The organism is Microbacterium resistens NBRC 103078 (assembly GCF_001552355.1).
In the GTDB taxonomy this organism is placed as follows: Bacteria; Actinomycetota; Actinomycetes; order Actinomycetales; family Microbacteriaceae; genus Microbacterium; species Microbacterium resistens.
In genome coordinates this window covers 16565-31421 of record NZ_BCRA01000071.1, presented here as the reverse complement: position 1 = coordinate 31421, position 14857 = coordinate 16565, and the positions used below count along the sequence as shown (strand labels likewise).

13 protein-coding genes are annotated in these 14857 nt (G+C 71.3%); 4 read left to right on the top strand and 9 right to left on the bottom strand.

Translation table 11 applies throughout. The features are described from left to right. From MR1_RS12495 to nusA, 3 genes are all read right to left on the bottom strand, one after another. Positions 1-304: translation initiation factor IF-2 N-terminal domain-containing protein (locus MR1_RS12495; protein ID WP_174522543.1), on the bottom strand; the 304-nt coding region annotated here is incomplete at its 3' end. Between the two features lie 59 nt (positions 305-363). Beyond that, positions 364-672, bottom strand: coding sequence for a YlxR family protein (locus tag MR1_RS19460; RefSeq protein ID WP_084344594.1), 309 nt, complete (start codon positions 670-672; stop codon positions 364-366). A gap of 33 nt (positions 673-705) precedes the next feature. Beyond that, positions 706-1695, bottom strand: a complete 990-nt coding sequence (gene nusA / locus MR1_RS12490) for a transcription termination factor NusA (protein WP_067247186.1) — start codon at positions 1693-1695, stop codon at positions 706-708. A gap of 120 nt (positions 1696-1815) precedes the next feature. Here nusA and MR1_RS12485 point away from each other — a divergent pair, with 120 nt between their 5' ends. Beyond that, positions 1816-3282 carry an alanine/glycine:cation symporter family protein gene (locus MR1_RS12485; protein ID WP_067247182.1) on the top strand — a complete coding sequence of 489 codons (1467 nt, stop codon included), beginning with the start codon at positions 1816-1818 and terminating at the stop codon, positions 3280-3282. A gap of 43 nt (positions 3283-3325) precedes the next feature. After that, on the top strand, positions 3326-4405 hold the full coding sequence (locus tag MR1_RS12480; RefSeq protein ID WP_174522542.1) for a DNA polymerase IV: 1080 nt from the start codon (positions 3326-3328) through the stop codon (positions 4403-4405). A gap of 55 nt (positions 4406-4460) precedes the next feature. Here MR1_RS12480 and MR1_RS12475 read toward each other — a convergent pair whose 3' ends face one another. From MR1_RS12475 to MR1_RS12465, 3 genes are all read right to left on the bottom strand, one after another. After that, positions 4461-5489 carry an LOG family protein gene (locus MR1_RS12475; RefSeq protein ID WP_067247180.1) on the bottom strand — a complete coding sequence of 343 codons (1029 nt, stop codon included), beginning with the start codon at positions 5487-5489 and terminating at the stop codon, positions 4461-4463. Between the two features lie 155 nt (positions 5490-5644). Then, positions 5645-7405 carry a proline--tRNA ligase gene (locus MR1_RS12470; protein ID WP_067247178.1) on the bottom strand — a complete coding sequence of 587 codons (1761 nt, stop codon included), beginning with the start codon at positions 7403-7405 and terminating at the stop codon, positions 5645-5647. Between the two features lie 42 nt (positions 7406-7447). Next, positions 7448-8221, bottom strand: coding sequence for an isocitrate lyase/PEP mutase family protein (locus MR1_RS12465; protein WP_067247176.1), 774 nt, complete (start codon positions 8219-8221; stop codon positions 7448-7450). An 84-nt stretch (positions 8222-8305) separates the two neighbouring features. Between MR1_RS12465 and MR1_RS12460 the strand changes: the two genes are divergently transcribed. Then, positions 8306-9721, top strand: coding sequence for an RNB domain-containing ribonuclease (locus MR1_RS12460; protein ID WP_067247175.1), 1416 nt, complete (start codon positions 8306-8308; stop codon positions 9719-9721). Between the two features lie 74 nt (positions 9722-9795). On the opposite strand, the gene MR1_RS12455 is transcribed toward MR1_RS12460, so the two are convergent. The 3 genes from MR1_RS12455 to ispG are packed head-to-tail and all read right to left on the bottom strand — an operon-like array spanning position 9796 to position 12697. Continuing rightward, on the bottom strand, positions 9796-10647 hold the full coding sequence (locus tag MR1_RS12455) for an alanyl-tRNA editing protein (protein WP_067247174.1): 852 nt from the start codon (positions 10645-10647) through the stop codon (positions 9796-9798). Then, positions 10644-11549, bottom strand: coding sequence for a phosphotransferase (locus MR1_RS12450; protein WP_255218148.1), 906 nt, complete (start codon positions 11547-11549; stop codon positions 10644-10646). The genes MR1_RS12455 and MR1_RS12450 overlap by 4 nt, the downstream gene beginning before the upstream one ends. Next, positions 11546-12697, bottom strand: a complete 1152-nt coding sequence (gene ispG / locus MR1_RS12445; RefSeq protein ID WP_174522541.1) for a flavodoxin-dependent (E)-4-hydroxy-3-methylbut-2-enyl-diphosphate synthase — start codon at positions 12695-12697, stop codon at positions 11546-11548. Before ispG ends, MR1_RS12450 begins: the two co-directional genes overlap by 4 nt. A 209-nt stretch (positions 12698-12906) precedes the next feature. Here ispG and MR1_RS12440 point away from each other — a divergent pair, with 209 nt between their 5' ends. After that, positions 12907-14841: an anthranilate synthase family protein gene (locus MR1_RS12440; RefSeq protein ID WP_067247172.1), complete on the top strand. Its 1935-nt coding sequence runs from the start codon at positions 12907-12909 to the stop codon at positions 14839-14841. Positions 14842-14857: the final 16 nt, after the last annotated feature.

The window sequence follows — 14857 nt, the reverse complement described above, 5'->3', positions numbered from 1 at the left end:
AGGGAGCCGGAGCCTCGGCCTTGGCCGGGCCCGGCTTGGGACCGGGGACCGGGGCCTGGCCCTGGGGGCCGGGCTTGGGCGCGCCGGGCTTCGGCGCCGCGGACGGCTTGGCGTTGGCGGGCGCGGCGGCCCCTGCCGGCTTGTCCGACTCGATGGCCGCCCGCAGCTTGCGCGCGACGGGGGGCTCGATGGTCGAGGACGGGGACTTCACGAACTCGCCGAGCTCCTTGAGCTTGGCGAGTGCGAACTTGCTGTCGACGCCGAGTTCAGCGGCGATCTCGTGCACACGTGGTTTGGCAGCCACAATTCTCCTGTCTGGGTCGGTCCGCCCAGGCAGGGCAGACCACTAGTCGCGGACGGGTCTCATTTCGAGCCGTTCACTTTGTTTCCATAGCCGTTCAGCCGTTTCTCGTTGGTCTGCGTGTTCTCCGCCCAGGGCGGTTCCTGGGCTTCCGGGAAGTCCAGGGCGGGCGACACACGGAGCGCACGGGCGAATGCGCGGCGCCGCTGGGCGGCTTCGACGCATTCGGGAGTCGGATGCACCCAGGCGCCTCGGCCCGGAAGCACGGCGCGAGCGTCGAAGACGAGCGCACCGTCCCGGACGACCACCCTGAGCAGGGAGGCCCGAGACGCACGAGTGCGACAACCGACGCACGTTCGTACGGGATCCATCCTACACCTCGTCGCCTCGCGGATCCGCCGCGGTCACCCCTCGTCGAGGATGCTGTCGGGCTGGATGTCGATCTTCGCGCCGGTGAGCTTGGCGGCCAGCCGCGCGTTCTGCCCCTCCTTGCCGATGGCGAGCGAGAGCTGGTAGTCCGGCACCAGTGCGCGCACGGCCTTGGTGGCGGGGTCCAGGACGAAAGCGCTGGTGACCTTCGCGGGCGACAGGGCGTTCGCGACGAACGTCGCGAGGTCCGCGTTGTGGTCGACGATGTCGACCTTCTCCCCCGCCAGCTCCTCGGTGACGGCGCGCACACGACGCCCGAGCTCGCCGATGCAGGCGCCCTTGGCGTTGATCGCGGGGTCGTTCGCCTTCACGGCGATCTTCGTGCGGTGACCCGCCTCACGGGCGAGGGCGACGATCTCCACGAGCCCCGCGGCGATCTCCGGGACCTCCAGCGCGAAGAGCTTCCGCACGAGCCCCGGGTGCGTGCGGGACACCGTGATGGACGGCCCCTTCGCCCCCTTGGCGACGGACGTGACGTACACGCGCAGCCGCGATCCGTGACGGTACTCCTCGCCCGGGACCTGCTCCTCGGGGGGCAGGATCGCCTCGACCGAACCCAGGTCCACGTGGATCATGCGCGGGTTGGGCCCCTGCTGGATGACGCCCGCGACGATGTCGCCCTCCTTGCCGCGGAACTCGCCGAGGACGGCGTCGTCGGCGATGTCGCGCAGGCGCTGGCTGATCACCTGCTTCGCGGCGAAGGCGGCGATGCGTCCGAAGTCGGCCGGGGTCGCGTCCTCCTCGCCGATCACGGCGCCCTCGTCATCGTGCAGCGGGACCAGGACGGCCACGTGCCCGGTCTTCCGGTCCAGCTCGACGCGGGTGCCGGCGGGCAGTTCGCCGTCCGAGGAGTCGTTCTTGGCGTAGGCCGTCAGGATCGCCTGCTCGATGATGGCGATCAGCTCGTCGAAGGGGATCTCCTTCTCGCGCTCGATCGTGCGCAGCAGTCCGAGATCGATGTCCATGGCGGGCCTCCCTATTCAGCTCTCAGCCGCGCGCCCCGCGCACGGCATCCGTACAACGATACCGGACCGGCCGGCCTCGATCCCCGGGGTCCGGCTGCCCTCTCGTGGATACTGGGCGGCATGGATGCGATCAACGAGTGGCTGCTGACGTGGGGCGATCGGTACTGGACCTGGGTCGTGCTGCCGATCGTGGTGGCCCTGGGTCTGTACTTCACCGTCCGCAGCGGCGTCGTGCAGTTCCGGCTCATCCCGGAGATGTTCCGGACTCTCACCAACCGGACGCCGCAGACGGCGGACGGGCGGCCGCAGTCGGTCTCCGCGTTCCAGGCCTTCACGATCTCCGCGGCCTCGCGGGTGGGCGTCGGCAACATCGCCGGCGTGGGGACGGCGATCGCGATCGGCGGCCCGGGCGCGGTGTTCTGGATGTGGCTGATGGCGTTCATCGGCGGCGCGTCCAGCTTCATCGAGTCCTCCCTCGCCCAGCTGTACAAGGTGCGCGATCGGGACGGGTTCCGCGGCGGCCCCGCGTACTACATGAGCCACGGTCTCCGCGCCCGCTGGATGGGTGTGCTGTTCGCGGTCGTGCTCATCATCTGCTTCCCCATCGCGTTCAGCTCCCTGCAGGCGAACACGGTGCAGGCCACGCTGGCCGCGTCGCTGCCCGCCGGATCGGACGGCTGGCTGCCGCTGGTGAGCGGCATCGTGCTGGCCGGCCTCACCGCGCTGGTCGTGTTCGGCGGGGTCCGCCGGATCGCCTCGGTCACCCAGACGCTCGTCCCGCTCATGGCGATCGCCTATCTCCTGCTGGGCCTCGTCGTGGTCGTCATGCACGCCGACCGCATCCCGGCGGTCATCGGCGCGATCTTCGGGCAGGCGTTCGGTCCCAACGAGGTGGTCGGCGCCGCGTTCGGGTACGTCGTGCTGCAGGGCGTGAAGCGGGGAATGTTCTCGAACGAGGCGGGACTCGGATCCGCGCCGAACGCCGGCGCGACCGCCGCGGTCACCCATCCGGTGAAGCAGGGGCTCGTGCAGACGCTCGGCGTCTACTTCGACACGTTCCTCGTGTGCTCCATCACGGCGTTCATCATCCTCGTCTCCGTCCCGGACCTCGCCCAGGCCGAACGGGGCATCGGGCTGACGCAGGGGGCCCTCGTCGGAACCCTCGGCGAGTGGTCGAACATCGTCCTGAGCGTCATCATCTTCCTGCTGGCCTTCAGCACGATCATCGGCAACTACTACTACGGCGAGTCGAACATCGAGTTCATCACCACCCGACGCGGGACGCTCACCGCGTATCGCGTAGTCGCCGTCGCCGCCGTGTTCCTCGGCGCCCTCGTGTCGGCCGATGTCATCTGGAACTTCGCCGACGGGGCGATGGGCCTCATGGCGCTGGTGAACCTGATCGCCATCCTGCTGCTCTCGGGCATCGCGTTCCGGCTGCTGAAGGACTACACCGCCCAGCGACGGGAGGGACGCGATCCCGTCTTCACCCGGGACCGGCTGCCGGACGTGCACGGGATCAGCGTGTGGGAGGACGAGGAGACCGTGACCGGTCCCATCTCCGCCCCGGCGCGCACGCGACGCTGATCCGGGGGTGCCGTCCTCGGGCATCGCCGGGCAGACTGGGCTCATGACCGGGACACCGATCCCCTGGGTGCTGCACGTCGATCTCGACCAGTTCATCGCCGCCGTCGAGGTGCTGCGGCGCCCGGAGCTGGGCGGCCTCCCGGTGATCGTCGGCGGTCGCGGGGATCCGGGGGAACGCGCCGTCGTGTCCACCGCGTCGTACGAGGCGCGGGAGTTCGGCGTCGGGTCGGGCATGCCCCTGCGGATCGCGGCCCGGAAGGTGCCGGATGCCGTGATCCTTCCCGTGGACGCGCCCGCCTACCTGGCCGCCTCCGACGAGGTCATGGCGGTGCTGCGCGCGCATCCGGGCGCCGTGGTCCAGGTCCTCGGCTGGGACGAGGCCTTCGTCGGGATCCGCACCGCTGACCCCGAGGAGTCCGCGCGGCAGGTGCAGCGCGCGGTGCTCGAGCGCACCTCGCTGCACTGCAGCGTCGGCATCGGCGACACACTCGTCCGAGCGAAGATCGCGACCGGCTTCGGCAAGCCCCGCGGGGTGTTCCGGCTCACCGCGGACAACTGGTTCGACATCATGGGTGAGCGTCCCACCCGGGATCTCTGGGGCGTCGGCCCCAAGGTCTCGAAGCGCCTTCTCGGCCTCGGAATCCGTACCGTGGCCGAGCTCGCTTCCGCTGACGAGAAGGCTCTGATCGACGAGTTCGGGCCTCGGATGGGCCCGTGGTACCAGGAACTCGGCCGCGGGGAGGGGGCCTCCGTGGTCGACGACACCCCGTGGGTCGCGCGCGGGCACAGCCGGGAGACCACGTTCCCGAAGGATCTCCTGGACCCGGACGACATCGCGGAAGCGACCGGAACGCTGATCGATCAGGTCCTCGCCGACGTCGCCGAGGAGGGGCGTCCTGTCGTCGGCGTGGCACTCAAGGTCCGGTACGCGCCGTTCGTGACCAAGACGTTCACGAAGCGGATCCCGGAGACCTCGGCGCCGGAGGACGTCCGCGCCGCGATCCTGACGCTGGTGGCACGGATGGAGGAGAACCGGCCGGTGCGTCTGCTCGGCGTGCGCGCGGAGATGACGATGCCCGAGGACGCGCGAGAGGGGCACACGCCGACCCGCGGCGGGTGGTGACCTGCCCTGAGCCACCGCCAGCCTCGCGAGACCCGCGTCGTGCCGCGCGCGTCGCTCAGGGCGCCAGGTCGTCGATCGCGCGGATCAGCTGGTACAGATCGCCCACCGCGCGCTGGCGCAGCCGCAGCACCAGTCGCGGGAGCTCGAGCTGGTCCTCGTCCGCGCGCTCCGGGCCCAACGGCCCGGACCGCTCGATCGCACCGGAGGCGCACATTCCGCCGAAGCGCTCGTTGAGCGCGGCGAGCTGCTCGTCGGTGGGCTCCTGCCGGATCCGCAGGACCAGACGATCCCCCACCCAGCGCAGCGAGTCGTAGTTGCGCCAGAAGCCGGTGATCTCCGCCGCGGCGGCGTCGACGGAGTCGGTGATGAGAACCCGGTCCAGGTCATCCGGGGAGATGACGCCCGCGGGGACCAACTGCTCGTCGACGAATCTCCGGAGACCGGACCAGAAGCCGCCGCCGCGCGCATCCAGCAGAGCGATCGGCATGGGCTCCGCCTTGCCGGTCTGCTGCAGGGTGAGCAGCTCGAACATCTCGTCCAGCGTCCCGAACCCGCCGGGCAGACACACGAACCCGCGGGACTCCTTCATGAGCATCAGCTTGCGGGTGAAGAAGTACTTCATCGCCACCACCTGCGACTCCTGCGCGACGATCCCGTTCGCCTTCTCCTCGAACGGGAGCCGGATCGACACGCCGAGGGACTTCTCGGGCCCGGCGCCCTCCGCGGCCGCCTGCATGATGCCCGGGCCGGCGCCGGTGACGACCATCCATCCCTCTGCGGCGAGCGCCGAGGCGACGTCCCGGGCCTGACGGTAGAGCGGGTCGTCCTGCCGGGTCCGGGCGGACCCGAACACGGTCACCTTCGGCACGCCGTGGAAGGGACGGAAGAGGCGGAAGGCGTCACGCATCTCGGCGAGCGCCGCGGACGCGATCTTCAGGTCGAGCCGGTCGGTCTCCTCCTGACCGAGCCGCAGGGCGGTCTGCAGCATCCGCGAGACCAGCGTGCGCTCCCCGTGCACACCGGCCTCGTCCATGAGCGCATCGATGTCGGCCTGCAGCGTCTCGGGAAGGATCACGTCGGTCATGCTTTCAGCCTGGCACAGCCCGCCGCCCCTTCAGCGCACCGCGTCGCCGAGGCCCACGCCCCGGCGTTCCGGCACGCGAGAACAGGCGAACGCCCGGGATCAGGCGGATCGCGCCGATCCCTGCCTGTTCCCGGGCGTTCGCCTGATTCGGGGTGTCAGCGCGACGCGGCGAGGCGTCGGACGGCCTCGTCGGCGGGCAGCGCCTCGCGCTCCCCCGTCCGGCGGTCCCAGAGCTCGACCTGGCCGTCGGCCGCGCCGCGGCCGACGATGAGGATGCGCGGCACGCCCACCAGTTCGGCATCGCCGAACTTGACGCCCGGCGACACCTTCGGGCGGTCGTCGTAGAGCACCTCGAACCCGTCGGACTCGAGCTGCGCGGACAGGTTCTCGGCGAGGGCGAACGCCGCCTCGTCCTTGCCCGTCGCCACGACGTGCACGTCGAACGGGGCGACCGAGGAGGGCCAGATGAGCCCCTTGTCGTCGTTGTTCAGCTCGGCGATGATCGCGAGGATCCGGGTCACGCCGATGCCGTAGGAGCCCATGGTGACCGTGACGAGCTTGCCGTTCTCGTCCAGCACCTTCAGCCCGAGGGCCTCGGCGTACTTCCGCCCGAGCTGGAAGACATGGCCGATCTCCATGCCGCGCGCGAGCGTCACCGGGCCTGAGCCGTCGGGAGCCGGGTCGCCCTCACGGACGTTCGCGATCTCCACGTAGCCGTCAGCGGAGAAATCGCGACCGGCGACGACGCTGTGCGCGTGCTTCTCGTGGATGTTCGCTCCAGTGATCCAGCGGGTCCCATCGGCGACCCTCGGGTCGAGCAGATAGCGGATGCCGGTCGCCGACTCCTCGCCGAGCACGGCACCCGTGGGCGACCAGGGACCGATGTAGCCCTTCACAAGAAGCGGGTGCTTGGCGAAATCGGCGTCGGTCGCGGGCTCGACCTCGGCCGGCGCGAAAGCCACCTCGGCACGCTTCTCATCCACGTCACGGTCGCCCGGGACGCCGACGACGACGAGCTCGCGCGAGCCGTCGAGGTGCGTGAGCGCCAGGACGACGTTCTTGAGGGTGTCCGCGGCGGTGACCTCCCCGTCCAGGACACGGTTGCTGTGCGCGACCAGCGTCTCGATCGTCGGGGTGTCCGGCGAGTCGAAGACGGTGGCCTCGGGGGCGTCCTCCCACCCGACCGCCTCGGGCGCCGTCGTCGTGTACGCCTCGACGTTGGCCGCGTAGCCTCCGGCCGAGCGCACGAACGTGTCCTCGCCGACGGGCGTCGGGTGCAGGAACTCCTCGCTGCGAGAGCCGCCCATGGCGCCGGCGTCGGCCTGCACGATCACGTACTCCAGGCCCAGGCGCTGGAAGATGCGCTCGTACGCGTCGCGCTGAGCCTGGTAGCTGGCGTCGAGCCCCTCGTCGGACGCGTCGAACGAGTACGCGTCCTTCATCGTGAACTCGCGTCCTCGGAGCAGGCCCGCGCGGGGACGCGCCTCGTCGCGGTACTTGTCCTGGATCTGGTAGATCGTCAGGGGCAGGTCCTTGTAGGACGAGTACAGATCCTTCACGAGCTGGGTGAAGGCCTCCTCGTGCGTGGGCGCGAGCAGGTAGTCGCCGCCCTTGCGGTCCTGGAGACGGAACAGCAGCTCGCCGTACTCGTCCCAACGGCCGGTCGCCTCGTACGCCTCGCGGGGCATGAGCGCCGGGAAGTGCACCTCCTGCGCGCCGGCCGCGGCCATCTCCTCGCGGATGACCGTCTCGATCCTCGCCTTGACGCGCAGCCCCAGCGGCAGCCACGCGAAGATGCCGGCCGCCTGCGGTCGGATGTACCCGGCGCGGATCAGCAGCTTGTGGCTGGCGACCTCGGCGCCGGCCGGGTCTTCGCGGAGCGTGCGGAGGAAGAAGTTCGACAGACGTGTGACCACGCGATCAGTCTAGTGATGCCCGGGGCACCGCTTGTGCGGCGTTCAGTTCAGGGGGCGGGTGCCCTCCGGGATGCCTGCCCCCGCGTAGATGCCTGACGCGGCGTCCTGGAGGGCGGTGAGCGCCACGCGCTGCGGCAGCGGTCCGTAGGAGATGCGGGCGACGTCGAGCTCCTCGTACTCGGGCGCGGTGAGCGCTCCGGGCAGTCCGATCACGCTGACCTTGCGCACGCCGATCCCCTCGACGAGCTGCCGGGTGACGTCGGCGTCGAGGATCCCCGGGACGAAGACGCAGTGCGCTCCGGCTTCCAGGTACGCCCGCCCCCGGGCGATCGCGTCGGCGACGCTCTCTTCCACCGGACGGCCGCCGGCGCGGACGAACGCGTCCGTCCGCGCGTTGAGCACGAACGGCACGCCCTCGGCCTCGGCCGCGGCGATGATCGCCTCGACCGCGGCGACGGACTCCGCCAGCGGCTTCAGACGGTCCTCCACGTTCGCGCCGACCACGCCCGCGCCGATCGCGAGACGCGTCGTCTCCCCCGGCGCACCGTAGGCGTCGTCGAGATCCGCGGTCACCGGCAGATCCGTGGACGCGGCGATGCGCCCCACCATGTCGATCATCAGGTCCCGCGGGATCGCACCGTCGTCGTAGCCGAAGCTCGACGCGATCGAGTGTCCCGCGGTGGCCAGGGCGGTCGTCTCCGGGAGGGCGGCCACGGCGGACGCCGAGACCACATCCCACACGTTCACCACCCGCAGGATCTCCGGAGCGTCATAGAGGGCGGCAAGACGGACGGCACGATCGGTCGAAGAGGTCATGCGACCACGCTACCCATGCGGACGGACACCGGCGCCGGATCCGCGCCGAAGGCCGTCGTCGGAGGCGCGCCGTAGGCTGGCGTCATGCCGCAGCGCCGATCGCACGTCGCCCCGTCCGCCGAGCAGAGCGAGCTCGCCGCCGCCCTCGCCGACCTCCGGACGACCCTGGACGCGCCGACCTCCTTCTCGGCCGAGGCGGAGGCGGAGGCCGCCGAGGCGACCGCGACGACTCCCGACCTCGACCTGCGCGACATCCCGTTCGCCACGCTGGACCCGGCCGGCTCTCGAGACCTCGACCAGGCCTTCCATCTGGAGCGGGCAGGATCCGGCTTCACCGTTCGCTATGCGATCGCCGACGTCCCGGCCTTCGTCCGCCCGGGCGGAGCCGTGGATGCCGCGGCCCGCGAACGTGGTCAGACCCTCTACGCCGCCGACGGATCCATCCCGCTGCATCCTCGAGTGCTCAGCGAGGATCGCGCGTCCCTCCTGCCGGACGTGGACCGCCCCGCACTCGTGTGGACGTTCGTGCTCGACGCCGAGGGAGCCGTGACCGATCGCCGCCTGGAGCGCGCGCTGATCCGGTCCCGCGCCCAGCTCGACTACGTCGGCACCCAGCGGGCCCTGGACGCCGGCGAAGAGTCCCCCGCGTCCCTGCTGCCCGAGGTCGGGGCCCTGCGGCTCGCCCAGGAGAGCGCCCGCGGCGGCGCCAGCCTGAACCTCCCGGACGAGGAGGTCGTGCGCCGCGAGGACGGCACGTACGCGATCGAACGGCGCCACCCGCTCCCGGTCGAGGAGTGGAACGCGCAGCTCTCGCTGATGACGGGCATGGCCGCCGCCGAGATCATGCTGGAGGCCCGGATCGGCGTGCTTCGCACCATGGCGCAGCCGGACGACGCGGCGTTCGAGGAGTTCCGCCGCCGCACCCGCGCCCTCGGACGACCGTGGACGACAGGACGATACGGCGACTACCTGAGAGGTCTCGACCGCGCGGATCCGCTCACCCTTCCGATCCTCGAAGCCGCGACCACCCTCTTCCGGGGCGCCGGCTACGTGACCTTCGACGGCACGGTGCCGCAGGACGCCGGCCAGGCCGCGATCGGCGCCCCGTACGCGCATGCCACCGCGCCGCTGCGGCGCCTGGTCGACCGCTGGGCGCTGACGATCTGCCTCGCCGCGGCACGGGGCGAGGAGGTCCCGGATTGGGTCCGGGAGAGCCTGCCGACGCTTCCGGGGATCATGCAGGCGAGCGGCCAGCGGGCCTCACGACTGGAGTCCGAGACGGTGAACCGGGTCGAGGCGGCTCTGGTCGCTCCCCTGATCGGCTCCTCGGTGCCGGCGACGATCATCGAGATCCGCAAGGACCGGGCCGAGGTCCAGCTCGCCGACCCGGTCGTCACCGCCACGGCGCCGGTCCCTCCCGGGGCGGCGCCGGGCTCGGTGGTGTCGCTGCGGGTCGTCCGGGCCGACATCGACCGCGGCGAGATCGAGTTCGCGCTCTGACCTCGCCGTTCGGGGCGCGTCCCGGGGCATGAGCACCCCGCGGAAGACCCCGATCCCCCGGCGGGCGCCCCGGATCAGGCCGAGGCCGGCACCGCCGTCGTCGTCATGACGAGCAGCTGCGGGTCGGACAGGTCCAGCGTCACCCGGATCGCGGCGAAATCCGCGGTGCTCGTGACGTGCGTGCCGCCGCAGAGGATCGAGGCGGTGCCCTCGGGAAGCTCGCACACCCAGCGACGCCGGTCCGTGATGGCGGGACCGTCGGTCTCGATCCGGCTGGGGGCGCCGGCCGCCACCCAGGCCGCGAGCTGCGCGTTGATCCGCTCCTCGCGCTCCGAGAGCGAGGCTGCGAACGTCTCGGTGTCGAACCCCGCCTTGCGCAGGCTCTTCCCCAGGCGGTACTCGTCGACCGATCCGTCCTGGCGGATGCGGCTGATCTGATTCGCGCGGCCCTCGAAGTCGGGGGTCCCCAGCGCGTCCGACCCCGGATCCTTGCGCCAGAGGTCCGCGACGGCGAGGTCGAGGGCGAGGGAGGCGAGGTGACACGCCGTGTGCCCCCTGCTCAACCCCGCGCGGCGGTCGGAGTCGACGTCCAGGACGACGCGCGCCCCCGGAGCGAGCCATCCGGGCGCCTCGCCTCCGAGGCGGTGCCCCACGCCCCATGCCCATCCCTCGGCACCCCGCTTGACCGGGATGTCCGTCCCGACGGCGAGGACGCCGTCGTCGGACACGGCGACCATCACGGCCTCGGTGACCGGCACGGACTCCCCGTCAGGGTCGCGAACCCATCCGGTGTCCCCGGGCTGGTCCGGCCAGGTGTGGTCGACGGGATGGAAGGGCGTGGCATCCACCACGAGGACGTCGCCGTCCACCCGCACCACCTGCGCGTCGCCGTGCACGTCCCCCTGCGCGAACGTCACCGTCGTCATCTCGTCTCCTCCCTCTCGTCCAGGACGTCCGCGATCATGCGATGCCCCTGTGCCTCGAAATCCTCGTCGCCCGTCTGGTACGCCCAGGCCGCGGTCCCCACGGCCTCCGCGAGGCGCAGCGCCGTCCAGTGGTCGTGCGCCCCCTCGCCGCCGAGGCGGGGATCCGCGCCGTAGCCGTCGAGGAACGCATCCTCACACGACGGAGCGTCCCGCCATTGCTGCGCCGCGAGGCGCAGGAGGTCCGATGCGCGGCTGCGGAAGGAGAACCGTCCGAAGTCGATGACGCGGAGCCCGCGGGCCGGATCGTCGCCGTCGAGGAGCCAGTTGCGCGGCTGCCAGTCGCCGTGGGTCGGCACGAGCTCCGGGGTCCCCGGTCGGAGCCGGTCGAGCAGCGCCCGCACCTGCTCCTGGACCTCCGGGCGGATGCGGTGCGGCGAGGCGAGCGAGCGGCGGACGCGGTCGAGCACTCCCTCGTCGCCGGGGCGGGACGCCTGGTCGTGGAAGCGACGCAGCAGTTCGCCGGCACGGCGGTGGACCGCAGGATCGAACGCCGCGTCCGTCCCGTCCACGAGCTCGCCGGGAAGGTAGTCCGCCACGAACACGCGATCCTCCCGCGAGGCCTGCCGGAGCCGCGCCGCGATGCCGTCCCGCGACCACACGCCGGTCCAGCCGTCGTGCGCGTCGAGCTCCCGCCCGATGTGGTGGTTCGACGGATCTCCCGCCTTGACGATGAGACGACTCCCGTCGTGCTCCACCTCGTACACGAACGCCGAGACGGAGCCGTGCCAACCCCGGTCGGCGACGATCCGGGCCCCGGGGATCCACTCGCTCAGACGGGCCCGCTGGGCGGCGCTCAACCGGTCCGCCCCGGGGATGTCCCCCGCGCCCGGGTCCGCGGTCACGCCGTGACGACCTGGGCGGTCCCGATCGGCGCGTCCGGGCCCATCTCGTCGGCGATCCGGTTCGCCTCCTCGATCAGCGTCTGCACGATATCCGCCTCGGGGACGGTCTTGATGACCTGGCCCTTGACGAAGATCTGCCCCTTGCCGTTGCCGCTGGCCACCCCGAGATCCGCTTCGCGGGCCTCTCCGGGACCGTTCACGACGCAGCCCATGACGGCCACGCGCAGCGGGACGGTCATGTCCTTGAGCCCCTCCGTCACGCTGTCCGCTAGGGAGTACACGTCGACCTGCGCGCGTCCGCACGACGGGCAGGACACGATCTCGAGCTTGCGCTCGCGGAGGTTCAGCGACTGCAGGATCTGGTGACCGACCTTGACTTCCTCCGCCGGCGGCGCGGACAGCGAGACCCGGATGGTGTCGCCGATCCCCTCCGCGAGAAGGATCCCGAAGGCGGTGGCGGATTTGATGGTGCCCTGGAAGGCCGGGCCCGCCTCGGTGACGCCGAGGTGCAACGGCCAGTCGCCCATGGCGGCCAGCAGCCGGTACGCCTTCACCATCACGATGGGATCGTTGTGCTTGACCGAGATCTTGAAGTCGTGGAAGTCGTGCTCCTCGAACAGCGACGCCTCCCAGCGCGCGCTCTCCGCGAGCGCTTCCGGGGTCGCCTTGCCGTACTTCTCCAACAGGCGCTTGTCGAGCGAGCCCGCGTTGACGCCGATGCGGAGCGAGACGCCGGCGTCCTTCGCGGCCTTGGCGATCTCGCCGACCTTGTCGTCGAACTGCCGGATGTTGCCGGGGTTCACCCGGACCGCCGCGCAACCGGCGTCGATCGCCTGGAAGACGTACTTGGGCTGGAAATGAATGTCCGCGATGACGGGGATCTGGCTCTTCTTGGCGATGATGTGCAGCACATCCGCGTCGTCCTGGGACGGAACGGCGACGCGGACGATCTCGCAGCCGGACGCCGTCAGCTCGGCAATCTGCTGCAGGGTCCCGTTGATGTCGGTGGTCTTGGTCGTGGTCATCGACTGCACCGAGATCGGGGCGTCACCGCCCACGAGCACCTTGCCGACCCGGATCTGACGGGTCTTTCGGCGCGGAGACAGGATGTCGGGGACGCGGGGCATCCCGAGGTTCACGGCTGGCACTCTTCCAGGGTAGTCGTCCGTTGCGCGACAGGGCCGGATGCACGCTGTGTGGTACCTTCAGGCGCATGTCCGTGAACTCCGACCGCCCGTCATCCGGTGGCTGGTGGCCCGCCTTCTAGGCGGACCGTTCGCGTACCACGAGACCGAGACCGCCCTCCCGGGGCGGTCTTCGTCGTTCGGCCGCACCGGATTCCCTCCAGGAGACACCGATGACCCCCACCGCCTCGCCGGAGTCCGACGCGACCAGGCTCCCGGCGCGTCTGCGCGCCCTCGCCGCCGATGCCTCCGCGTCCTTCGTCCTCCTCGCCCGCGAGGGCACCGACGCGGTAGAACTGCTCACCGGTCCGATCCGGGACGTCGATCTCCTCGCCGACATCCCTCTGCACGAGGCGGACGGCGGATCCCGCGAGGTGTTCGCGCTCGTCCCCTTCCGCCAGGTGCGCGAGCGGGGGTTCGAGGCGCAGGACGACGGGGCCCCGCTGCGCTGCCTCCTCGTGGAGGAGCATCTGACGGCGGACGCCGACACGGTGCGCCGGGCCCTCCCCGACGAGGCGATCCCGCTCCGGGACGGCGGGTTCGACCTCAGCGACGACGACTATGCCGCGATCGTCGAGACGGTGATCTCCGAGGAGATCGGGCGCGGCGAGGGCGCGAACTTCGTGATCCGCCGCGACTACACCGCGCGCATCGACGCGGATGAGCGCCACGCGGCGCTCACCTGGTTCCGCGCGCTGCTGGAGCACGAGCGGGGTGCGTACTGGACCTTCGCCGTGGTGACCCCGGACGTCATCGCGGTCGGAGCGAGCCCGGAGGCCCATGTGGTCGCCCGCGACGGGATCGTCACGATGAACCCGATCTCGGGAACCTTCCGTCACCCGGCGGGCGGGGCGACCGCCGAGACCCTGACCGCGTTCCTCTCCTCCACCAAGGAGACGGAGGAGCTGTTCATGGTCGTCGATGAGGAGCTCAAGATGATGAGCGCCGTCTGCTCGGACGGCGGACGCATCACGGGGCCGCATCTCAAGGAGATGTCCCGCCTCACCCACACCGAGTACATGCTCCGCGGCCGGAGCCGGCTGGACCCGCGGGAGATCCTGCGCGAGACGATGTTCGCCCCGACCGTCACCGGATCCCCGATGCAGAACGCCTGCACGGTCATCCGGCGCCACGAGCGCAAGCCGCGCGGGTACTACTCCGGCGTCGCCGCACTGTTCACCCCGAACGCGGAGGGCGGACACGACGTGGACGCCCCGATCCTCATCCGCACCGTCTATCTGAGCGACGGCGCCCTCAGCGTCCCGGTCGGCGCGACCCTCGTCCGCCACTCGGACCCCGCGGGCGAGGTCGGCGAGACGCACGGGAAGGCCGCCGGGGTGCTCGGGGCGATCGGGGCCGTCGCCCGCGACGCCGCCGCCGAGGCCCGGGCGGATGCGGACGCCCCGGGTGCGAAGAAGGATGCCGCTCGGCTCGCCGACGACCCCGCGATCGCCGCTCTCCTCGCCTCGCGCAACGAACGGCTCGCGGAGTTCTGGATCCAGCCGCAGGAGGACGACTCGGCCGCAGGGCCGTTCGCGGGCAGGACGGCGCTCGTCGTGGACGCCGAGGATCGCTTTACCACCATGCTCGCGCATCAGCTGCGCCATCTCGGCCTGGAGGTGCGGATCGCCGCCTGGAGCGAGGTCGCGGACGAAGACGTCGACCGGGCAGACCTGCTCGTCGCGGGGCCCGGCCCCGGCGATCCCCGTGATCCGTCCAGCCCGCGGATCACCCGGATGCGGGAGGTGGTCGCCCGGCGGCTCGACGCCGGCCGCCCTCTCTTGGCCGTCTGCCTGAGCCACCAGATCCTCGCCGACCGTCTGGGCATCGGTCTCGCGCCGCTGCCCAGCCCTCATCAGGGAGTGCAGAAGACCGTGCCCGTGTTCGAGGAGGACGCCTCGATCGGCTTCTACAACACGTTCACCGCGCGGGCGGCGCCGGGAACGGCCGAGGTGGGAGCCGCGGAAGTGTCCGCGGATCCGACGTCCGGCGACGTCTATGCCCTGCGCGGACCGGCGTTCGCCTCGGTGCAGGGGCATCTGGAGTCGATCCTCTCCCGTGACGGGATGCGCACGCTGCAGCGGCTCATCGCACACGCCCTGTCCTGATCCTCCCGCCCGGGCT